Here is a 25,318-nt window from a genome sequence, read left to right as displayed (position 1 = left end):
AAGCGGAACGACTGAACCCCTCGCTCCAGTCAATACTGTATGTAGCTAGACTGCCTATGATCAGTACTAGAAGTATCTTAAGGCGATGATCACCAGGTCTGCTCGACGATTTTGGGTAATTCACAGGACATTAAGTTTGGATAAACCTGGACTACCGGGGTGCTCGTCTACTAGCGTTTCGGACTGTTGCACTCGTGTTGACTACGAGATTTCCGGAGTCGGTGAGCGTCGTCCGTTCGATAGCGACATCCGCCAGCTCGGCCGTCTCGGTCAGCGACGAACTGCAACACCGGTTGCGGTCGGCCTGTGCCAAACGCTCCACCCGATCGTCGGGCGGGGCGCCGTAGGGGGGGTCGCGCCGGGCGCCGGGGCTACATCGAGCAGAAGCGGACCGGGCTTCTGCGCGAGCCGCTTCAGTCAACCGGGGGGTTGAAAGGAAGACCCTGTGGTTGGGGCGTTGGATGCAGCTTGATCATCAAGCACTTCCGCTGACGCGCGGACAGCTGGACATCTGGCTGGCGCGCGAAACCGGTCACTCCGATACCGAGTGGCAGCTGGGCCTGTTCGTGCGGATCGACGGCATGGTCCAGCGCGACGCCCTGCAGTGGGCGATCCGGCAGGCGGTGCGGGAAGCCGAGCCGGCCAGGGTGGCCTTCGTCGAGGTCGACGGCCAGGTCTTCCAGCGGGCGGTCGATTACCCGAACGTCGAGCTCACCTTTGACGACCTGACCGGCGTGCCCGATCCGGTGCAGGAAGCGCGTCGGCGGGCGTTGGCGATCCAGCGCACGCCCATGCCGCTCACCGGTCCGCTGTTCCGGTTCGTCTTATTTGCGACCCGGCGCGACGAATTCTTCTTGTTCGCCTGCTGCCACCACATCGTCATCGACGGGACCGGCGTCGGGCTGGTCGGTCATCGCATCGCCTCGATCTACTCCGCGATCGTGTCCGCCGGGCCCATTCCCACGGCCGTCTTCGGCTCACTGCGGCAGCTGATCGACTGCGAATCGGAGTACGAACGCTCCGATGACTACCGGGACGACGAGGCGTATTGGACGGCGAACCTGCCCCCGGCCGGACAGGCGCAGCATCGGCCGTCGCAGGGCGCCGCCGAGCGCGACCCGTGGCCGTCCGCCCCGACCTCCCTGGATCCGGGCGTGCTGCGCCGGGTGAATCGGTTCTCCGAGGTGTGGGGGGTGTCCCAGACGTCGGTCATCACCGCCGCCTGCGCGCTGCTGGTGCGCGGGTGGTCCGCCGAGGGCTCGGACGTGGTGCTCGACTTCCCGGTGAGCCGCCGCGTGCGCCCGGAGCAGAAGACGCTGCCCGGGATGGTCGCCGGCGTGGTGCCGCTGGTGCTGAGCGTCTCGCCGGAGACCACGGTCGCCGCGTTCTGCAAACACGTCGAGACACGAATCGACGAAGCGATCCAGCACCAGCGCTTTCCGGTGCACGCCCTGGAGCGCAAGGTCCGCGGCCTGGCGCAACCGCCCGAGCGGGTCAGCGTCAACTTCATCCCGTCGGCGTTCACGCTGCCCTTCGGCGGCGTCACGGCGTCGGCGTCGTACACGAACTCCGGCCAGGCGGACGGCTTCGGGCTGATCTTTTCCGGCGACGGTGACGACCTCGTCTTCAGCACGGCGGGCAGGTGGGAACCGTGGGCCCATCTCGACGCCGGCGACTTGGCGGACCGACTCCAACAGCTCTTGACGGCGATGACGGCCGATCCGACGCGGCGGCTGCTGTCCCTGGGCGCCGTCGACGCCGACGAGCGGGCCCGGCTCGACGAATGGGGCAACCGTTCGGCGTTGGGCCGGCCGTCGATGCCGGTGTCGATGGTCGAGTTGTTCGCCGCGCAGGTGGCGCGTACTCCGGATGCGGTGGCGGTGACGTTCGGGGATGTGTCGATGACGTATCGGGAGCTCGATGAGGCCGCTAATCGGCTGGCTCACGTGCTGGCGGGGCGGGGTGTGGGTCCGGGTGCGTTTGTGGCGCTGGTGTTTTCGCGCTCGGTTGAGGCGATCGTGGCGATTGTGGGGGTGCTCAAGTCCGGGGCGGCCTATCTGCCGATCGATCCGGCGCTGCCGGCGGCTCGCGTGCAGTTCATGCTCACCGATGCGGCCCCGGTGGCGGTGATCACCACCGCGGAGTTGGCGGGCAGGCTGGAGGGGTTCGACCTGACGGTCATTGACATCGCCGATCCCGCGATCGGCGCCCAGCCCAGTTCGCCGCCGCCGTTGCCGGATCCGGGCGATGTGGCGCATGTGATCTACACCTCGGGTACCACGGGGGTGCCCAAAGGGGTGGCGGTGACGCAACATAACGTCGCGCAGTTGTTCGATGACCTGCGGATCGGTGTCGCGTTGTCCGCTGAGCAGGTGTGGACGCAGTTTCATTCGTATGCGTTCGACTTTTCGGTGTGGGAGATTTGGGGTGCGTTGCTGCATGGCGGGCGCCTGGTCGTGGTGCCTGATGCGGTGGCGCGCTCGCCCGAGGAGTTCCACGCGCTGCTGGTCGACGAGGGCGTCACGGTGTTGACCCAGACCCCCTCGGCGGTGGGCATGCTGTCGCCGCAGGGGTTGGATGGGACGGCGTTGGTGATCGGTGCCGAGCCGTGTCCGCCCGAGTTGGTGGATCGGTGGGCGCCGGATCGGGTGATGGTCAACGTCTATGGCCCGACCGAGACCACGATGTGGGCGTGTAAGAGCGCGCCGTTGAGGGCTGGGTCGGGGTTCCCGCCGATTGGCTCGCCGGTGAGGCGGGCGGCGTTTTTCGTGCTCGACGAGTGGTTGCGTCCGGTGCCTGCCGGTGTGGTCGGCGAGCTGTATTTGGCCGGCGAGGGTGTGGGCGTGGGCTATTGGCGCCGCCCCGGGCTCACGGCGTCGCGGTTCATGGCCTGCCCCTTCGGGGCACCCGGTGCCCGCATGTACCGCACCGGCGACCTCGTCTGCTGGGGACCCGACGGTCAACTGCGCTACCTCGGACGCGCCGACGAACAGGTCAAGGTCCGCGGCTACCGCATCGAACTCGGCGAAATCCGTGCCGCGCTGCTCGATGTGGAGGGCGTTGAACGCGCGGCGGTGCTCGTCCGTGAGGATCGTGCCGGCGAGAAACGTCTCGTCGGCTATGTGACAGGAGCCGCTGACCCGACCGACATTCGGGCCCGGTTGGGTCGGCGGCTCCCCACCTACATGGTCCCGTCGGCGGTCGTCGTGCTCGACGCGCTGCCGATGACGGTCAACGGCAAACTCGACACCCGCGCCCTGCCCGCCCCGGAGTACCAGGGCGGCAACGGATATCGCGCGCCCGAGAACGCGATCGAGGAGATCCTGGCCGGCATCTTCGCCCAGGTGCTCGGCGTCGACCGCGTGGGTGTCGACGACTCCTTCTTCCACCTCGGCGGCGACTCGCTCTCGGCAATGCGGCTGGTCTCCGCGGTCAACACCGGCCTCGACGCCCACCTCGGGGTGCGCGCCCTGTTCGAGTCGCCGACCGTCGCCGAACTCGCGCCGCACGTGTGCGGCGGCGGCAGCAAGCTCGCGCGGGTGGTGGCGGCCGAGCGGCCCGCCGTGGTGCCCTTGTCGTTCGCGCAATCCCGGCTCTGGTTTCTCGACCAGCTGCACGGACCGTCGCCGGTGCACAACATGGCGGTCGCCCTGCGGCTGCGCGGGCCGCTCGACACCGACGCCATGGGCACCGCCCTGGGCGACGTCGTGGCCCGGCACGAAAGCTTGCGCACCGTGTTCGTCGCGTCCGAGGGGACGCCCCGGCAGGTGGTGGTCCCGGCCGCCGACGCCCGCGTGGGCTGGCAGGTCATCGACGCCGGCGGATGGCCGGTCAGCCGGCTGAGCCAGGCCATCGAGACCCAGGCCTGCCACCGGTTCGACCTCTCCAACGAAATCCCTTTGCGAGCACGGCTTTTCCGCCTCGCCGAGGACGACCACGTGCTGATGGCGGTGGCCCACCATATCGCCGCGGACGGTTGGTCGCTGACCCCCTTGGTGCGCGACCTCGGCGCGGCCTACGTGCGCAGGTCCGGCGGCCAGGCCCCGGACTGGGCGCCGTTGCCGGTGCACTACGTCGACTACACCCTCTGGCAACGCGCGCAATTCGGTGACCTCGACGATCCGGGCAGCCCGATCGCCGCGCAGCTGAGGTATTGGCAGGGCGCGCTGGCCGGGATGCCCGAACGCCTTGAATTGCCGACCGATCGCCCCTACCCGCTGGTCGCCGACCACCGCGGCGCCCGCATCGATGTCGAGTGGCCGGCCGAACTGCAGGACCAGGTCGCGCAGGTCGCCCGCGCCCACAACGCGACCACCTTCATGGTCGTGCAGGCGGCGCTCGCCGTCCTGCTGGCCAAGTTGAGCGCGAGTTCCGATGTGGCGGTGGGCTTTCCGATCGCCGGCCGCAGCGATCCCGCGCTCGACGATGTCGTCGGCTTCTTCGTCAACACCCTGGTGCTGCGCGTCGACCTGAGCGGCGACCCCAGCGTCGCCGACCTGGTGGACCGGGTTCGCCAACGCAGCCTCGCCGCCTACGAACACCAGGACGTGCCCTTCGAAGTCCTGGTGGACCGGCTCCATCCCACCCGCAACCTGGCGCATCATCCACTGGTGCAGGTGGTGCTGGCCTGGCAGAACCTGCCCTGGCAGCACGACGGGCCCGCCGCCGGTCTGGAACTGGGCGAGGTGCGGGTCACCCCGCTGCCCGTCGACACCCAGGTCGCCCGCATGGATCTGGTGTGGTCGCTGGCCGAACGGTGGGACGAGGACGGCCGGCCCGCCGGCATTGGCGGCATGGTGGAGTTCCGCACCGACGTGTTCGACGCGGGCAGCATCGAGACGATGATCGAACGGCTGCGGCGGGTCCTCGCGGCCATGACCGCCGACCCCGACCGCCGGCTGTCGTCGATCGACCTGCTCGACGCGGCCGAGCACGAACGGCTCGACGACATCGGCAACCGGACGGTGTTGGCCCTGCCGTCCATGGCCCTGGTGTCGATCCCGGCGCTGTTCGCCGCGCAGGTCGCCCGGGCCCCGGGGGCGGTCGCCATCAGCTGCGGCGGGCGGTCGTTCACCTACCGGCACCTGTACGAAGCCACAAATCGGTTGGCGCACTTGCTCGTTGAGCACGGCGCCGGCCCTGGCCAACGGGTGGCGGTGGCGCTGCCGCGGTCGGCCGAGGCGATCGTGGCGATCTTGGCGGTGCTCAAGACGGGCGCGGCCTACGTGCCGATCGACCCGAGCGTGCCCGCGACGCGGGTGCAGTTCGTGCTCGACGATGCCGCCCCGATCGCGGCGGTGACCGCCGCCGGGGTGCGCCCGCAGCTGGGCGGGTTCGCCGGGCCGATCGTCGACATCGACGATCCCGCCGTGCGGACCCGACCCGCCACCGGGCTGCCGGTGCCGGCGGCGGACAGCATCGCCTACATCATCTACACGTCGGGCTCGACCGGCGTGCCCAAGGGTGTGGCGGTCACCCATCGCAACGTCACCCAGTTGCTGGACTGCATCGACTCCCAACTCGACGTCGGGCAGGTCTGGACCCAGTGTCATTCCCTGGCTTTCGACTTCTCGGTGTGGGAGATCTTCGGCGCCCTCCTGCACGGCGGCCGCCTGGTCGTCGTGCCCGACGACATCGTCCGATCACCAGAAGACCTGCACGCCTTGCTGGTTGCCGAAAACGTCAACGTGTTGAGTCAGACGCCGTCGGCGTTTTACGCGTTGCAGAGCGCCGACGCGTTGGCGCCGGAGCTCGGTGAGCAGTTGAAGTTGCAGACGGTCGTGTTCGGTGGGGAGGCGCTGGATCCGCGACGGTTGGCGACGTGGTTGCATCGTCATCCGGGCCTGCCGCGGATGGTCAACATGTATGGCATCACCGAGACCACGGTGCACGCCTCGTTCCGCGAGATCCTCGGCGGCGATGTCGACGGCAACGTCAGCCCGATCGGGGTGCCGCTTGCCAACCTCGGCTTCTTCGTGCTCGACGGGTGGTTGCGCCCGGTGCCCGTCGGGGTGGTGGGCGAGTTGTACGTCGCCGGTGGGGGATTGGCCACCGGGTATGTGGGCCACCCGGGGCTGTCGGCCGCGCGGTTCGTCGCCTGCCCGTTCGGAGGGTACGGCGCACGGATGTATCGCACCGGGGACGTGGTGCGGTGGGGCAGCTCTAGTTCCGGTGAGGGGCAACTGGAATATCTCGGGCGCGCGGACGAGCAGGTCAAGATCCGCGGTTACCGCATCGAGTTGGGTGAGATCCGCGCCGCGCTCGCCGACGTCGACGGCGTCGAGCAGGCGGCGGTGGTCGCCCGTGAGGATCGTGCCGGCGAGAAGCGTCTCGTCGGCTATGTGACAGGAGCCGCTGACCCGACCGAGATTCGGGCCCGGTTGGGTCGGCGGCTCCCCACGTACATGGTTCCCTCGGCGGTGGTGGTGCTCGATGCGTTGCCGTTGACGGTCAACGGCAAGCTCGACACCCGCGCCCTGCCGGCGCCGGAATACGGCGACGTCGACCGGTACCGGGCGCCGTCGGGCGCCGTCGAGGAGATCCTGACCGGCATCTACGCGCAGGTGCTGGGCGTGGAGCCGCCCCAGGTTATCGGGGTGGACGACTCCTTCTTCGACCTGGGCGGGGACTCGCTGTCGGCGATGCGTCTGATCGCCGCCGTGAATACCGGTCTGAACGCCGGGGTTTCGGTGCGGGCGTTGTTCGAGGCGCCCACGGTGGCCCAATTGGCTCCGCGCCTGTACGGCGGTGCGGAGCGGATTGCCCGAGTGGAGGCCGCCGAGCGGCCGGCGGTGGTGCCCTTGTCGTTTGCGCAGTCCCGGCTGTGGTTCATCGATCAGCTGCAGGGACCCTCGCCGATGTACAACATGGCGGCCGCGCTGCGGCTGCGTGGACCGCTGGACACCGACGCGCTGCGTGCGGCGCTCGTCGACGTGGTGTCCCGCCATGAGAGTTTGCGCACGGTGTTTGCCGTGTCCGACGGGACGCCACAGCAGGTGGTGCTGCCCGCCGAGGGGGTCGTTGTCGGGTGGGACGTGATAGATGTCGCCGGCTGGTCGCCGGCACGAATAAAGGAGGCCGTTGATGGCGCAGCCGGTTATGCATTTGATCTGTCAGCCGAAATACCCTTGCAGACCCAGCTTTTCCGAGTCTCCGGCGACGAGCATGTGCTGGTGGCGGTGGTCCATCATATTGCTGCGGATGGTTGGTCGCTGAATCCTCTGGTGCACGACCTGGGGGTCGCCTATGCCGGCCGCTGCGCCGGACGGGCGCCGGATTGGTCGCCGCTGGCGGTGCAGTACGTGGATTACACGCTGTGGCAGCGAACCCAATTCGGTGACCTCGACGACCCGGAGAGCCCGATCGTCGGACAGCTCGCCTATTGGGAGCGGACCTTGGCGGGGTTGCCCGAACGGGTCGAGTTGCCGACGGATCGGCCGTACCCGGTGGTGGCCGATTACCGGGGCGCCGCCACCGACATCGACTGGCCGGCCGAGTTGCAGCAACAGATCCGGGCGGTGGCGCGGGCGCACAACGCCACCAGCTTCATGGTGGTGCAGGCGGCGCTGGCGGTGCTGCTGGGCAAGCTCACGGCGAGTTCCGATGTGGCGGTGGGCTTTCCGATCGCCGGGCGGCGCGATCCCGCGCTGGACGAGTTGGTGGGCTTCTTTGTCAACACGTTGGTGCTGCGGGTCGATCTCGCCGGTGATCCCAGCGTCGCCGACGTGGTGGCCCGGGTGCGCCGGCGCAGCCTGGAGGCCTACGAAAATCAGGACGTGCCGTTCGAGGTGCTGGTGGAGCGGCTCAACCCCACTCGCTCCCTGACGCATCATCCGCTGACGCAGGTGCTGTTGGCCTGGCAGGGCAACGATCCCGCCGAGTTGAGCCTGGGTGAGCTGCAGATCACCGCGGTCCCGGTGCAGACCCGCACCGCACGCACGGATTTGACGTTCTCCCTGTTCGAACGCTGGACCGGGGACGGCCAGCCGGCGGGGATCGGCGGCACCGTCGAGTTCCGCACCGACCTGTTCGACCCGGACACGATCCACACGCTGACCGAACGGTTGCGGCGCGTGTTGGTCGCCATGACCGCCGACCCGGCCCGCAGGCTCTCGTCGATCGACGTGCTCGACGACGACGAGCACGCCCGGCTTGACGGGTGGGGCAATCGGTCGGCGTTGGGGCGGCCGGCGGCGGGAGCGTCGGTTCCGGCGCTGTTCGCCGCGTGGGTGGAACGCGCGCCGCAGGCGGTGGCGATCAGGTGCGGCGGGCGCTCGTGGACCTACGGGCAAGTGGAGTCGGACGCGAATCGACTGGCGCACCTGCTGATTGGCCATGGTGTGCGCCGGGGCCAGTGCGTGGGCGTGTTGCTGGAGCGCTCGGCCGAGGCCGTCATCGCGATCCTGGGAGTGCTGAAAACGGGGGCTGCCTACGTGCCGATGGACCCGTCGGTGCCGACGGCGCGGATCGGCTTCATGGTCGCCGACGCCGGTGTGCGCGTCGTGGTGACCAGCGACGAGTTGCGTTCGCGGCTCGGCGAATTCGGTGGGACCGTCGTCGACATCGATGGCCCGGCCCTGTCGGCCCACCCGGTGACGGCAGTCGCGGCGGGGCCGGCGGCCGACGACGTCGCGCACGTCATCTACACCTCGGGCACGACGGGCACGCCCAAGGGGGTGGCGGTCAGTCACGCGAACGTGACCCAGCTGTTTGCTGCGCTGGACGCCGGAGTGGCACTGGGACCGGATCAGGTCTGGAGCCAGTGCCATTCGCTCGCGTTCGATTTCTCGGCGTGGGAGATCTGGGGCGCGCTGCTGCACGGCGGGCGCCTGGTGGTGGTTCCCGACTCGGCGTCCCTGTCGCCGGACGAGTTGCACGCCACGCTGATCGGCGAGCGCGTCACGGTGTTGGCGCAGACGCCGTCGGCGCTGGGGATGCTGTCACCGCAGGGCCTGGAGACGGTCACGCTGGTGGTGGGCGCCGAACCGTGCCCGGGTGAGCTGGTGGACCGGTGGGCGCCCGGTCGAGTGATGGTCAACGTGTACGGGCCGACGGAGACCACCATCTGGGTGTCACACAGTGCCCCTTTGACAAGGGGGCCGGCGCGGTCCGGGCCACCGGCAATCGGGTCGCCGGTGGCCGGGGCCGCGTTCTTCGTGCTCGATGGGTGCCTGCGCCGGGTGCCGGCCGGGGTGGTGGGGGAGTTGTACGTCGCCGGTGCCGGGGTGGGCGCCGGCTATCTGGGGCGAGCGGGCCTGACGGCGTCGCGTTTCGTGGCGTGCCCGTTCGGCGGCAACGCCACGCGCATGTATCGCACCGGCGACCTCGTCCGATGGGACCACCACGGGCAATTGCACTATGTCGGCCGCACCGACGATCAGGTCAAGATCCGGGGCTATCGCATCGAGTTGGGCGAAATCCGCGCTGTGCTGGCCGAATTGGAGGGTATCGAGCAAGCCGCGGTGATCGCCCGCGAAGATCGTGCCGGCGAGAAGCGTCTCGTCGGCTATGTGACCGGAGCCGCTGATTCCGCCGACATTCGGGCCCGGTTGGGTCAGCGGCTCCCCACGTACATGGTTCCCTCGGCGGTCGTGGTGCTCGACGCCTTGCCGTTGACGGTCAACGGCAAGCTCGACACCCGCGCGCTGCCCGCGCCGGAATACCGCGACGCCGACCGCTACCGGGCGCCCGAGAACGCGCTCGAGGAATCGCTGGCCGGCATCTACGCCCGGGTGCTCGACGTCGACCGCGTCGGGGCCGACGACTCCTTCTTCGACCTCGGCGGAGACTCCCTCTCCGCGATGCGTCTGATCACCGCGATCAACGCCGACCTGGATGCCGGTCTGACGGTCCGGACCGTGTTCGAGGCTCCCACGGTCGCGCAGCTGGCGCCCCGGGTCGAGGCCGGCGCCGGTCGGGCGGGACGGTTGGTCGTCGGCGAGCGGCCGGTGGTGGTGCCGTTGTCGTTCGCGCAGTCCCGCTTGTGGTTCATCGATCAGTTGCAGGGGCCGTCGCCGGTGTACAACATGGCGGTCGCCCTGCGCCTGTCCGGGCGCCTGGACACCGACGCGATGGGGGCGGCCCTGGACGACGTGGTGGCCCGCCACGAAAGCCTGCGGACGATCTTCCTCGCCCCCGAGGGCGCCCCCCAACAGGTGGTGCTGCCGGCCGAGCAGGCCGACGTCAACTGGCAGATCGTCGACGCGACGCGGTGGCCGGCGACCTGGCTGGCGGAGGCCACCCAGGACGCGGCGCGCTACACCTTCGACCTGGCCACCGAAATCCCCTTGCGGGCATGGCTTTTCCAGACCGGCGAGGACGAACACGTGTTGGTGGCCGTCGTCCACCACATCGCCGCCGACGGGTGGTCGGTGTCCCCGCTGGTGCGCGATCTCGGGGCCGCCTACGCGGCCCGCTGCCGCGGGCGGGCGCCGGAGTGGACACCGCTGCCGGTGCAATACGTCGACTACACGCTGTGGCAACGCGCCCAGTTCGGCTCCCTCGACGACCCCGACAGCCCCATCGCGGCGCAACTGCACTACTGGGATCACACCCTGGCCGGGCTACCCGAACACGTTGAGCTGCCCACGGACCGGCCCTATCCGCTGGTGGCCGACTATCGTGGCGCCAGCGTCGACGTGCAGTGGCCGGCTGCCCTGCAGCACCAGATCGCCCAGCTGGCGCGGGCGCACAATGCGACGAGCTTCATGGTCGTCCAGGCGGCCCTGGCCGTGCTGCTGTCCGCCGTGAGCGCGAGTCCCGATGTGGCCGTGGGGTTCCCGATCGCGGGCCGGCGCGACCCGGCGCTGGACGAGGTGGTCGGATTCTTCGTCAACACCTTGGTGTTGCGGGTCGACCTCAGCGGTGACCCCACCGTCGCCGAACTGCTGGCCCGGGTGCGCCGGCGCAGCCTGGCGGCCTACGAACACCAGGACGTGCCGTTCGAAGTGCTGGTGGAACGGCTCAACCCGACCCGCGACATGGCTCATCACCCGCTGGTCCAGGTCATGCTGGCCTGGCAGAACAACGAGCCCGCCGACATGAGCCTCGGCGAGGTGCGGGTGACGCCGCTGCCGCTCGAAACCCAGGTCGCCCGCATGGATCTGGTGTGGTCGCTGGCCGAACGGTGGGGCGAGGGCGGCGAGCCCGCCGGCATCGGCGGAACGGTGGAGTTCCGCACCGACGTCTTCGATGCGGCCAGCATCGAGACGCTCGTCACGCGGTTGCAGCAGGTGCTGGCCGCCATGACCGCCGACCCCGCCCGGCCGCTGTCCGCCATCGACGTCCTCGAGGAACCCGAGCGCGCCCGCCTCGACGCCATCGGCAACCGCGCCGTGCTGGGCCGGCCCCCGACCGCACGGTCGTCGATCCCGGCGTTGTTCGCCGCGCAGGTGGCGCGGGACCCCAAGGCGGTCGCGATCACCTGCGGCGAGCGGGCGTGGACCTACCGCGAACTCTACGAGGCCACAAACAGGTTGGCGCACATGCTGGTTGGTCGCGGAGCGGGACCGGGCCAGCGGGTCGCGGTGGTGATCCCGCGGTCGGCCGAGGCGGTCGTGGCGATCCTGGCGGTCCTCAAGACCGGGGCCGCCTATGTGCCGATCGATCCGGCGCTGCCGGCCGCCCGCATCGAGTTCATGCTCGCCGACGCCGCCCCGATCGCGGCGATCAGCACGACCGAATTCCGCTCCCGCCTGAGCAATCCCGATCTCGTCATCGACGTCAACGACCCCGCCCTGGCCGACCAGCCCGCCACCGGGCTGCCGGACCCGTCGCCCGACGACGTCGCGTACGTCATCTACACCTCCGGAACCACCGGCGTGCCCAAGGGCGTGGCGGTCACCCACCACAACGTCACCCAGCTGCTGCGGTCGGTGGACGCCGAACTGGGCCTAGGGCGGGTCTGGAGCCACTGTCACTCGCCGGCCTTCGACTTCTCGGTGTGGGAGATCTTCGGCGCGCTGCTGCGCGGGGGACGCGTGGTCGTCGTCCCCGACGAGGTCGTCCGTTCCCCGGAAGACCTGCACGCCTTGCTGATTGCCGAACATGTCACGGTGTTGAGCCAGACCCCGTCGGCGGTGGCGGCGCTCTCGCCGCACGGACTGGAATCGGTGGCGCTGATCGTCGGCGGTGAGCCGTGCCCGGTCGAGGTCATGGACCGGTGGGCTCCGGGGCGGGTGATGGTCAATCAGTACGGCCCCACCGAGACCACGATGTTCGCGGCCATGACGCCCCCGTTGACGGCGGGCTCCGCCCGGGTGCCGATCGGTGCGCCGGTGCCCGGGGCCGCCCTGTTCGTACTGGACCCATGGCTGCGCGCGGTGCCGCCCGGTGTGGTCGGCGAGTTGTACATCGCTGGCCGCGGCGTCGCCGCGGGTTACCTGGGCCGGGCCGCGTTGACGGCGTCGCGGTTCGTGGCGTGTCCGTTCGGCGGGAACGGAACGCGGATGTATCGCACCGGGGATGTGGCGCGGTGGGGCCACGACGGTCAGCTGGAGTACCTCGGGCGCGCGGACGAGCAGGTCAAGATCCGCGGCCACCGTATCGAGCTGGGCGAAATCCGTTCCGCCCTCACCGAATTGGACGGCGTCGAGCAGGCCGCGGTGATCGCTCGGGGAGACCACGCCGCCGCGCGGCTGGTGGGCTACGTGACCGGGACCGCCGACCCACCCGAAATCCGGGCGCGGCTCGCCGAGCGGCTGCCGTCCTACATGGTGCCCTCGGCGGTGGTGGTCCTGGACGCGTTGCCGTTGACGGTCAACGGCAAGCTCGACACCCGCGCCCTGCCGGCACCCGAATACACCGTGAGCCGGTATCGCGCGCCGGCCGACGCGATCGAGGAGATCCTGGCCGGCATCTACGCCCAGGTGCTGGGCGTGGACCCAGTCGGGGTGGACGACTCGTTTTTCGACCTGGGCGGGGACAGCATCCTGTCGATGCAGGTGGTTGCCCGGGCCCGGGCGGCCGGCGTGATGTGCCGGCCCCGCGATGTTTTCGTCGAGCAGTCGGTGGCCCGGCTGGCGCGGGTCGTCACGCTGGCCACCGGCGAGGACGACGTAGTCGACGAGGGCACCGGGCCGGTGGTGGCGACCCCGATCATGCGCTGGCTGCGCGATATGGACGGCCCGATCGAGCAGTTCAATCAGACCATGGTGCTGGCGGCGCCCGCCGGGGTGAGCCAGGCCGACGTGGTGGCTGTGCTGCAGGCGCTGCTCGACCGCCATCCCATGCTGCGGCTCTGCGTCGACGACGACGGTGCCGGCGGCTGGAACATGCACGTCCCCGAGGCGGGGTCGGTGGACGCGCGCGCCTGCCTGCGCACCGTCGACGTGCTCTCGGAGGCGGCGCTGATAGGTGCTCGTGCGCGGCTGAACCCGGGCGCCGGCGTCCTGCTGTGCGCGGTATGGTCAAGCGCGACAAACCAATTGGCGCTGATCGTTCACCACCTGGCCGTCGACGCCGTTTCCTGGCGGACCCTGATCGAAGACCTCAACATCGCCTGGGCCCAGCACCACCGCGGCCAGCCCATCGAGCTGCCCACCCCCGGCACCTCCTTCGCCCGCTGGTCGTCGCTGCTGGCCGAGCACGCGAAGGACCCGGCGGTGGCCGAGCTGGCGGACGCGTGGCGGCGGGTCACCGAGACGCCGCCGGTGCTGCCTGCCGTCCAGCCCTGGGACACCTATGAGACGGCCGGGCAGTTGTCGGCGTCGCTGGATGCCGAGACGACCCGCCAGCTGCTGGGCGAGGTGCCCGCCGCGTTTCACGCCGGGGTGCAGGACATCCTGCTGATCGCCTTCGGGCTGGCGTTCACGGAGTTCCTAGGGACCGTGACGCCGATCGGCGTCGACGTCGAGGCGCACGGGCGCAGCGAGGATCTGGGCCCGCACGTGCACCTGTCCCGCACCGTCGGGTGGTTCACCGCCAAGTACCCGGTGGCTCTCGACGTCCACGGGCTGGACTGGGCTCGCGTGGTCGCGGGTGAGGCCGCGCTGGGCGCGGTGGTCAAGGACGCCAAGGAGCAACTGCGCGCCCTGCCCGACGGCCTGACCTACGGGCTGTTGCGACACCTGAATCCCGAAGCGGGCGTGGACGGTCCGGACCCGGCCATCGGCTTCAACTACCTGGGCCGCGTCGGGGCAGCGCCCGCCGAATCGTCCGACGAGCTATGGCAACTCAGCCCGAACACTCACGCGCTGAGCGCCGCGGTCGCCGCGGTGGCCCTGCCACTGCCGCACACGGTGGAACTCAACGCCGGCACCATGGACGGCGAGGACGGCCCGCGCCTGCACGCCAGCTGGTCGTGGGCGTCCTCGGCGCTGACCCACGAGCAGGTAAACCGGTTGAGCCGGTTGTGGTTTGAGGCCCTGGCCGGAATCTGCGCTCACGTGCGACGCGGCGGCGGCGGGCTGACCCCGTCGGACGTCGCGCCGGCCCGCCTGGACCAGCAGCAGATCGACGAACTCGAGCGGCGGTACGACGTCGCCGACGTCTTGCCGCTGACCCCGCTGCAGCAGGGGCTGCTCTTTCATTCGCAACCCGACGGTGACGTATACGCGGTGCAGCTGACCATCACGCTGCGCGGCGCCCTCGACCCGCAGCGTCTCCACCGCGCCGCGCAGACCGTCATCGCCCGCCACCCCAACCTCGCCGCTCGATTCTGGTCCGGCTTCGGCGAGCCTCTGCAGATCATCCCGGCCGCCCCCGAGTTCGCCTACCGGCACATCGAAATCGACGGCGGCGACATCGACGAGCAGGTCCGGCAGATATCCGCCGAAGAACGCACCGCGGTCCGAGACCTCGATGATCAACCGCCCCTGCGGGCCGCGCTGATCAGCGTCGGCGACAACGAATTCCGGTTCGTGCTCACCGTCCACCACATCGTGATGGACGGCTGGTCGCTGCCGATCCTGCTGCAGGAGGTCTTCGCCTGCTACCACGGGTCGCGGTTACCGGCCGCGCCGCCGTACCGCCGCTTCGTCACCTGGCTGGCGGACCGGGACGTCGCGGCCGCGCACGCCGCGTGGCGCGAGGCGCTCGACGGTTTCGACACCCCCACCCTGGTCGGCCCGCCGGGCCGCGCGGAGCTCGGGCCGCGGGAAGTCGCCGCGGTCCGGCTCTCGGCCGAAACCACCAGTGCGCTCGGCGAACTCGCCCGTACCTGCCGTACCACCCTCAACACCGTGCTGCAGGCCGCCTGGGCGCAGCTGCTGATGTCGCTGACGGGCCGGCGCGACGTCGCCTTCGGCACCGCGGTGTCCGGCCGGCCGGCCGAGCTGCCCGGCGCCGAATCGATGGTGGGACTGTTGATCAACACAGTGCCGGTGCGCGCCCACGCCACCGCAACGACGACCGTCGCCGAATTCCTGGACCGGCTGCAACGCGCCCACAACGACACCGTCGAGCATCAGCACCTGGCGCTGAACGAAATTCACCGCAGCACCGGACACGACCAGCTGTTCGACACGCTGTTGGTGTACGAGAACTACCCGATCGACGCCGCCGCGCTCTCGGCGGCCGACGGCCTGGCCGCCACCGAGTTCACCAGCCACGAATACAACCACTACCCGCTGTCGCTGCAAGCCGTACCGGGCGACGAACTGCGACTGCGCATCGAATTCGACACCGACGTCTTCGAACCCGCGGCCGTCGACGCCCTGATCGGGCGATTGCACCGGCTCCTGGCGGCCATGCCCGCCGATCCCACTCGGCCATTGCGGTCGCTGGACGTGCTCGACGCGCCGGAGCGCGCCCGGCTGCAACTCTGGGGCAACCACGCGACGTTGACCGAACGGCCCAGCGCCCCGGTATCGCTGCCGGCGCTGTTCGCCGCCCAGGCGGCCCGCGTTCCGGAGGCGGGAGCGGTCACCTTCCAGGGCCGTTCGATGACCTACCGGGACCTCGACGACGCATCGAACCGGTTGGCGCACAGGCTGATCGAACGTGGCGCGCGGCCGGGGGAGTGCGTGGCGCTGCTGTTCCCCCGCTCGGCCGAGGCCATCGTCGCGATCCTCGCGGTGCTCAAGACCGGGGCCGCCTACCTGCCGATCGACCCGGCCCTGCCCGCGGCGCGCCTCGAGTTCATGCTCGGCGACGCCACGCCGGTCGCCGCGCTCACCACCGCCGGCCTGCGGTCCCGGCTGGACGGATCCGGCGTCCCGGTCATCGACGCCGGCGAACCCCCCACCGGCCCCGCCGATCCGTTGCCGATGCCCGCACCCGAGAACGTCGCCTACCTCATCTACACCTCGGGGACGACCGGCGTCCCCAAAGGCGTTGCGGTCACCCACCGCAACGTCACCCAGCTGCTGGAATCCCTGCACGCGCCGCTGCCCGCGGCGGGCGTGTGGTCGCAATGTCACTCGTACGGCTTCGACGTCTCGGTGCAGGAGATCTGGGGCGCGCTGGCCGGCGGCGGCCGGCTGGTGGTGGTGCCCGAGTCGGTGACGCGCTCACCGGACGAACTGCACGCGCTGCTGGCCGCCGAGGGGGTCAGCGTGCTGAGCCACACCCCGTCGGCGCTCACCGCGCTGTCACCGCGAAAGCTGCACGCGTCGTTGATCATCGGCGGCGAGCCCTGCCCGGCCGCGCTCGTGGACCAATGGGCCCCGGACCGCGTGATGATCAACGCCTACGGCCCGACGGAAACCACCGTGGATGCGACGCTCAGCGCCGCGCTGACCCCTGGCGCCGGAGCGCCGCCGCTGGGGTCCCCGGTATCCGGGGCGGCGCTTGTCGTGCTGGACGACTGGCTGCGCCCGGTGCCCGCCGGCGCGGTTGGGGAGCTGTACGTGGCCGGGCACGGGGTCGCGGTCGGGTATGCGCGGCGCGCCGGTTTGACGGCATCGCGGTTCGTGGCCTGCCCATTCGGCCCGGCCGGCGCGCGCATGTACCGCACCGGCGACCTGGTGCGCTGGGCACCGGACGGCCGGCTGCACTACGTCGCCCGCGCCGACCACCAGGTCAAGGTCCGCGGGCATCGCATCGAGCTGGGCGAAATCCACACGGCGCTCGCCGAATTGGACGGGGTCGGACAGGCCGCGGTGATCGCCCGCGAGGACCGGCCCGGTGATAAGCGGCTCGTCGGCTACATCACCGGCACGGCCGACCCGGCCGGGCTTCGCGCCCGGCTGGCCGAACGGCTGCCCGCCTACATGGTGCCGGCCGCCGTGGTGGCGATCGAGGCATTGCCGTTGACGCCCAACGGCAAACTCGACACCCGGGCCTTGCCGGCGCCCGAATACACCGGCGGTCAGTATCGGGCCCCGGCCACGCCCACCGAGGAGATCTTGTCCGGCATCTACGGCCAGGTGCTCGGGCTCGAGCGGGTCGGCGTGGACGACTCCTTCTTCGACCTGGGCGGGGATTCGCTGTCGGCGATGCGCGTGATCGCCGCGATCAACACGGGTCTCGACGCGCAGCTCGGCGTGCGAACGCTGTTCGAGGCGCCCACGATCGGCGCGCTGGCGGCCCGCGTCAGCGCGAACGGCGGGCGCCTGGCCGGCGTGGTGGCGCGCGAGCGGCCGGCGGTGGTGCCGCTGTCGTTCGCCCAATCGCGGCTGTGGTTCATCGATCAGCTGCACGGCCCGTCCCCGGTGTACAACATGGCGGCGGCGCTGCGCCTCACCGGACGCCTGGACGCCGACGCGCTGGGCGCCGCGCTCGGCGATGTGGTGGCGCGGCACGAGAGTCTGCGGACGGTGTTCGCCGCCACCGACGGGATAGCCCAGCAGGTGGTGCTGCCCCCCGAGCGCGCCGACGTCAAATGGCAGACCACCGACGCCACCGACTGGTCACCGGCCCGGCTCGAGGGCGCCATCCGCGACGCGGCCCGGCACACCTTCGACCTTGCGACCGAAATCCCCCTGCGGGTGCGCCTTTTCCGGCTCGGCGACGAGGAGCACGTGCTGGTGGCCGTCGTGCACCACATCGCCGCCGACGGGTGGTCACTGACCCCGCTGGTGCGCGACCTCGCGCTCGCCTACGCCAGCCGATCGGTCGGGGATACGCCGGGCTGGGCGCCGCTGCCGGTGCAGTATGTCGACTACACGCTCTGGCAGCGCGTCCAGTTCGGTGACCTCGAGGACCCCAACAGCCCGATCGCCGCACAGCTGGCGTACTGGGAGGCGGCGCTGGCCGGGCTGCCCGAACGGCTCGAACTGCCCACCGATCGCCCCTACCCCCTGGTGGCCGACTACCGCGGGGCCAGCGTCGCCATCGACTGGCCCGCGGAATTACAGCAGCGGGTGCGCGCGGTGGCGGGCGCCCACAACGCGACGGCCTTCATGGTGGTGCAGGCCGCCCTGGCCGTCCTGCTGGCCAAGATCAGCACGAATTCCGATGTGGCCGTGGGATTCCCGATCGCCGGCCGGCGCGACCCCGCCCTCGACGACGTCGTGGGCTTCTTCGTCAACACCCTGGTGCTGCGCGTCGACCTCGGCGGCGACCCCACGACGGCCGAACTACTGGCCCAGGTGCGCGCGCGCAGCCTGGCCGCCTATGAGCACCAGGACGTGCCGTTCGAGGTCCTCGTCGAACGGCTCAACCCCACCCGCAGCCTCGCGCACCATCCGCTGGTACAGGTCATGCTGGCCTGGCAGAACGACGAACCCACCGAGCTGAGCCTCGGCGACCTGCACGTCACCCCGCTGCCGGTCGACACCCGCACCGCACGCACCGACGTGGCCTTCTCGCTGGCCGAACACTGTAGCGCCGACGGCCAACCCGCCGGCATCGGCGGCGCCGTGGAGTTCCGCACCGACGTGTTCGACACCGCCACCATCGAAGCGCTGATCGAGCGATTGCGGCGGGTACTGACGGCCATGACCGCCGACCCGGCCCGGCGGCTGTCGTCGATCGACATCCTCGGCGCCGACGAGCACGCCCGCCTCGACGCCATCGGCAACCGCGCGGCGCTACGCCGGCCGCATGCGACGGCCTCGATCCGGGCCTCGATCCCCGCCATATTCGCCGCCCAGGTCGCGCGCCGCCCCCAGGCGGTTGCGCTGACCTTCGAGGGCCGCTCGATGACCTACCGCGAACTCGACGAGTCCACAAACCGCCTGGCGCACTTGCTTATTGAGCGCGGCGCGCGGCCGGGCCGGTGCGTGGCGGTACTGCTGGGACGTTCGGCCCCCGCCGTCGCCGCGATCATGGCGGTACTGAAGACCGGGGCCACCTACCTACCGATCGACCCGGCGATGCCGCACACGCGGGTCGCATTCATGCTGACCGACGCCGCACCGATCGCCGCACTTACCACCGCGGACCTGCGGGACCGGCTCGACGGGTTCGACGGAGCGGTCATCGACGTCGACGACCCCGCCGTGCACACCCGGTCCGCCACCGCCTTGCCGGCGCCGGCCCACGACAACGTCGCCTACGTCATCTACACCTCCGGCACGACCGGCACCCCCAAGGGCGTCGCGGTCACCCACTACAACGTCACCCAGTTGCTCGCCGCGCTGCACGACCGGCTGGCGTCGGCGACGGGGGTGTGGAGCCAGTGCCATTCGCTGGCCTTCGACTTCTCGGTCTGGGAGGTTTTCGGCGCACTGCTCGGCGGCGGGACCCTGCTCGTCGTGCCCGACCAGGTGGTGCGCTCGCCGGAAGACCTGCACGCCTTGCTGATTGCCGAGAACGTTGGCGTGCTGAGCCAAACCCCGTCGGCGTTCTCGGCGCTGCAGAGCGTCGACGGCGCGCAGTCGGGCCCGCGGCTCAGCGTGCACACCCTGGTGTTCGGTGGCGAAGCGCTGAGCCCCCAGCGGCTGGCGAAGTGGCTCGACAACCATCCCCACCGCCCGCGCGTGATCAACATGTACGGCATCACCGAGACGACGGTGCACGCCTCCTACCGCGAGATCGCCGACAGCGACCTCGAGACCAACGCCAGCCCCATCGGAATGCCGTTGGCGCATCTGGGATTTCTCGTGCTGGACGCGTGGCTGCGGCCGGTACCCACCGGCGTGACGGGCGAGCTGTACATCGCCGGCTCGGGCGTCGCCGCGGGCTACGTCGGCCGGGCCGGCCTGACGGCGTCGCGGTTCCTGGCCTGCCCGTTCGGCGCACCCGGCGCGCGCATGTACCGCACTGGGGATCTGGTGCGGTGGAACCACGACGGTCAGCTCGAGTACTTGGGCCGCGCCGACGAACAGGTCAAGATCCGCGGCTACCGCATCGAGCTCGGCGAGATCCAGTCCGCGCTCGCCGAATTGGACGGCGTCGAGCAGGCCGCGATCGTCGCCCGCGAGGATCGGCCCGGCGACCGGCGGCTCGTCGGCTATTTCACCGGTACCGCCGATCCGGTCGAGGTCCGCGCCCAGCTGGCCGAGCGGCTGCCGGCCTACATGGTCCCGGCCATAATGCTCGCCGTCGACGCAATCCCGTTGACGCCCAACGGAAAACTCGACACCCGCGCGCTGCCCGCGCCCGACTACTCGCGCTGGTCGCAGGGCGCCGATCACTACCGCGCGCCGACCACCGCCGTCGAGCAGGCTCTGGCCGACATCTACACCCACGTCCTGGGCGTCGAGGGTGTCGGGATCGACGACTCCTTCTTCGACCTCGGCGGGGATTCGCTGTCGGCCATGCGGCTGGTCGCGGAGGTCAACACCGGCCTCGACGTCCACCTCGGCGTGCGGGCCCTGTTCGAGGCGCCCACCATTCGCCGGTTGGCGGCGCGCCTGGGCACCGACGGCGGCGGGCGCGCGCCGCTGGTGGCCGTCGAGCGGCCGGAGATGGTGCCCCTGTCGTTCGCCCAGTCGCGGCTGTGGTTCATCGGCCAATTGCACGGGCCCTCACCGGTGCACAACATGGCGATCGCCCTGCAGCTGCACGGCCGCCTCGACGCCGAGGCGTTCGGCGCGGCGCTGGCCGACGTGATGGCCCGCCACGAAAGCCTGCGGACACTGTTCCCGGCGCGCGAGGGGATACCGCGGCAACTGGTCGTCGAGGTGGACGAGGCCGACTGCGGCTGGCAGATCAGCGACGCGCGTGGGTGGTCAACCGCCCGGCTGCGTAACGCCATCGAGACCGTGGTGGGCCACCGGTTCGACCTGGCCACCGAAATCCCGTTGCGGGCACTGCTTTTCCGCCTCAACGACACCGAGCACCTGTTGGTGGCCGTCGTGCACCACATCGCCGCCGACGGGTGGTCACTGACCCCGCTGGTGCGCGACCTGGGGGAGGCCTACGCCGGCCGCTCGGCCGGATGCGCCCCGGACTGGGCGCCGCTGCCGGTGCAGTACGTCGACTACACGCTGTGGCAGCGCGCCCAGTTCGGCGAACTGCAGGACCCGCACAGCCTCATCGCCGGGCAGGTGCGGTATTGGGAACACGCCCTGGCCGGAATGCCCGAGCGACTCGAACTGCCCACCGATCGGCCGTATCCGCTGGTGGCCGATTTCCGCGGGGCCAGCGTCGCCGTGGACTGGCCCGCGGAGTTGCAGCAGCGGGTGCGCGCGGTGGCGGGCGCCCACAACGCGACCAGCTTCATGGTGGTGCAGGCCGCCCTGGCCGTCCTGCTGGCCAAGGTCAGCGCGAATTCCGATGTGGCCGTGGGCTTCCCGATCGCCGGGCGGCGCGACCCCGCCCTCGACGACGTCGTGGGCTTCTTCGTCAACACCCTGGTGCTCCGCGTCGACCTGGCCGGCGACCCCACCATCGCCGAGGTGCTGTCCCACGTGCGCGCGCGCAGCCTGGCCGCCTACGAACATCAGGACGTGCCGTTCGAGGTCCTCGTCGAACGGCTCAACCCCACCCGCAGTCTCGCGCACCATCCGCTGGTGCAGGTCATGCTGGCCTGGCAGAACACCGACTCCGCCGACCTGAGCCTGGGCGACGTGCGCGTCACCCCGCTGCCCGTCGATACCCGCACCGCCCGCATGGATCTCGCGTGGTCGCTGGCCGAACGCTGGGGCGCCGACGGCCAGCCCGAGGGGATCGGCGGCGCCGTGGAGTTCCGCACCGACGTGTTCGACGCCGCCACCATCGAAGCGCTGATCACCCGGCTCCACCGCGTACTGACGGCCATGACCGCCGACCCGGCCCGGCGCCTGTCGTCGATCGACATCCTCGGCGCCGACGAGCACGCCCGCCTCGACGCGATCGGCAACCGGCTGGTGCTGGACGGCCCGTCGCGGCCCCCGGCGTCGATGCCGGAGGTGTTCGCCGGCCACGTCGCGCGCACCCCCGAATCGATGGCCCTGACCCACGGGGCGGATTCGTGGACCTACCGCGAACTCGACGAGTCCGCAAACCAATTGGCGCACACGCTGATTGACCATGGTGCCGGGCCGGGACAGTGCGTGGCGCTGCTCACCGAGCGCTCAGCCCGGGCCGTCGTCGCCATCCTGGCGGTGCTCAAGACCGGGGCCGCGTACGTCCCGGTCGACCCGGGCCTGCCGTCGTCCCGGATCGACTTCATGCTCGGCGACGCCGCACCGGCGGCGGTGCTCACCACCGCCGAATACCGTTCGCGCCTCGACGATTTCGGCCTGCTGGTCATCGACCTCGACGACCCGGCGATCCAGGACCGGCCCACCACGGCGCCGCCGGCGCCGGCGCCGCACGACATCGCGTACACGATCTACACCTCGGGCACCACCGGGGTCCCCAAGGGCGTGGCGGTCACCCACCACAACGCCACCCAACTGTTCGCCTCGCTGGGCGCCGCCGGCCTGCCCGCGGCGCCGGGACGGGTGTGGAGCCACTGCCATTCCCTGGCCTTCGACTTCTCGGTGTGGGAGATCTTCGGCGCCCTGCTGCACGGCGGGCGGGTGCTCGTCGTACCGGACGAGGTCGTGCGTTCCCCGAAAGACCTGCACGCCTTGCTCGTTGCCGAACGGGTCGACATGCTGACCCAGACACCGTCCGAGGTGGCGATGCTCGCCACGGAGGGCCTGGAGTCCGCCGTGCTGGCGGTCGCGGGCGAGGCGTGCCCGGTCGAGATCGTGGAGCGGTGGGCGTCCGGGCGGGTGATGGTCAACGTCTACGGCCCCACCGAGATCACGATCGTCGCGGCCATCAGCGCGCCGCTCACGCCGGGGCCCGAAGTGCCGCCGATCGGTTCGCCGGTGTCCGGGGCCGCGCTGTTCGTGCTCGACGGCTGCCTGCAGCCCGTACCCGCGGGCGTGGTCGGCGAGCTGTATGTTGCCGGCGGCGGCGTGTCCACCGGTTACCTGGGCCGACCCGGTTTGACCGCGTCCCGGTTCGTGGCGTGCCCGTTCGGCGGGGAGGGCGCGCGCATGTATCGCACCGGGGACCTGGCGTGGTGGGGCTCCGACGGGCAGCTGCGCTACGTGGGGCGCGCGGACGAACAGGTCAAGATCCGCGGGTATCGCATCGAACTCGGCGAAATCCAGTCCGCGCTGGCCGGACTGGACGGGGTGGAGCAGGCGCTGGTGATCGCCCGCGAGGACCGCCCGGGCGACAAGCGGCTGGTCGGCTACATCACCGGGACGGCCAACCCGCCCGAACTCCGCACCCTGCTCGCCGAGCGCCTGCCCGCCTACATGGTGCCGGCCGCGGTGGTGGTCCTGGATGCGCTGCCGTTGACGCCCGGCGGCAAGCTTGACGTCCGCGCCCTGCCCGCCCCCGACTACCAGGGCGGCGACGACTACCTCGCACCGGCCACCGCCGTCGAGGAGATCCTGGCCTGGCTCTACGCCCAGGTGCTGGGCCTCGAGCGGGTCGGGGTGCAGGAGTCGTTCTTCGACCTGGGCGGGGATTCCCTGTCGGCCATGCGCCTGGTCGCCGCGATCTACAACGCCCTCGACATCCACCTGCCCGTGCGCGCCGTCTTCGAGGCGCCGTCGGTGCGCAGCCTGAGCCAGCAGCTCAACCGCGATCACGATGCGGCGGAAGGCCAACAGGGCGACTTCGCCTCGGTGCACGGCCGCGACGCCACCGAGGTGTACGCCTGCGACCTCACGCTGGACAAGTTCATCGACGCCCCGACGCTGGCCGCCGCGCCGTCGCTGCCGGGACCGGGCGCCGAGGTGCGCACAGTCCTATTGACCGGGGCCACCGGCTTTTTGGGCCGCTATTTGGTGCTGCAATGGCTGGAACGGCTGGAACTGGCCGACGGAAAGCTGATCTGCCTGGTGCGGGCCACCTCCGACGAGGATGCGCGGCGCCGGCTGGAGAGGACCTTCGACCCCCCCGGTTGTGCAGGCGACCCCGCCCTGCGGCGGTATTTCGACGAACTCGCGGCCGACCACCTCGAGGTCATCGCCGGTGACAAGGGCCACGCGAATCTGGGCCTGAACGAGGAGACCTGGCAGCGGCTGGCCGACACCGTCGACCTGATCGTGGACTCCGCGGCCGTGGTCAACGGCGTGCTGCCCTACAGCGAACTGTTCGCCCCCAACGTCGCCGGCACCGCCGAGCTGATCCGGCTGGCGCTCACCACCAAACTCAAGTCGTACACGTATGTCTCGACCGCCAACGTCGGCGACCAGATCGAGCCGGCCGCGTTCACCGAGGACGCCGACGTCCGCGTCGCCGGCCCGATCCGCACCATCGACGGCAGCTACGGCAACGGCTACGGCAACAGCAAGTGGGCCGGCGAGGTGCTGCTGCGCGAGGCCCACGACCTGTGTGCGCTGCCCGTCGGGGTGTTCCGCTGCGACATGATCCTGGCCGACACCACCTACGCGGGCCAGCTGAACCTGTCGGACATGTTCACCCGCTTGCTGTTCAGCGTCGTGGCCAGCGGCGTCGCCCCGGGCTCGTTCTACCAGCTCGACTCCCACGGCAACCGGCCACGCGCGCACTTCGACGCACTGCCGGTCGAGTTCGTCGCCGAATCCATCACCACGCTGGGCGCCCAGGTCGGCCGCGATTCCGCCGCCGGGTTCGAGACCTATCACGTGATGAACCCGCACGACGACGGCGTCGGGCTCGACGAGTACGTCGACTGGGTCATCGAGGCCGGCTACCCGATCGAGCGGGTCGACGACTTCGGGGAGTGGCTGCGCCGGATGGAGACCGCGCTGCACGCCCTGCCGGAACGCCAGCGCCACCAGTCGGTGCTGCAGCTGCTGCAGTTGCGCAACGCCCAACACGTGCCGCCGGCGGACCCGGCGCGCGGCTGCCTGGGACCGACCGAGCGGTTCCGCGCCGCGGTGCAGGAAGCCAAGATCGGCCCCGACAACGACATCCCGCATATCACCCCGGCGGTGATCGTCAAATACGTGGCCGACCTGCAGCTGCTCGGTCTGCTCTGAAACACCCTGTCCGGTAGCGTATTTCGCCGCCCCGGCCCGAAGCCGTCATCGCCGCGCCTGCCGCTGACTACCATGACCGGTAGAACGCGACTGTC

General features: G+C 70.6%; 1 protein-coding gene. It reads left to right on the top strand.

The genetic code is table 11. The annotated features are described in order from the left end of the window. Nucleotides 1–461 precede the first annotated feature (461 nt). Nucleotides 462–25,223 (top strand): non-ribosomal peptide synthase/polyketide synthase, encoded by a 24,762-nt coding sequence (locus G6N26_RS06680; RefSeq protein WP_163648739.1) that lies wholly within the window; start codon nucleotides 462–464, stop codon nucleotides 25,221–25,223. Nucleotides 25,224–25,318: the final 95 nt, after the last annotated feature.

Origin of the sequence: Mycobacterium marseillense, assembly GCF_010731675.1 — a bacterium.
Taxonomy (GTDB): Bacteria; Actinomycetota; Actinomycetes; order Mycobacteriales; family Mycobacteriaceae; genus Mycobacterium; species Mycobacterium marseillense.
The sequence above is the reverse complement of the archived record's forward strand: the minus strand, read 5'-3'. Positions and strand labels throughout refer to the sequence as shown.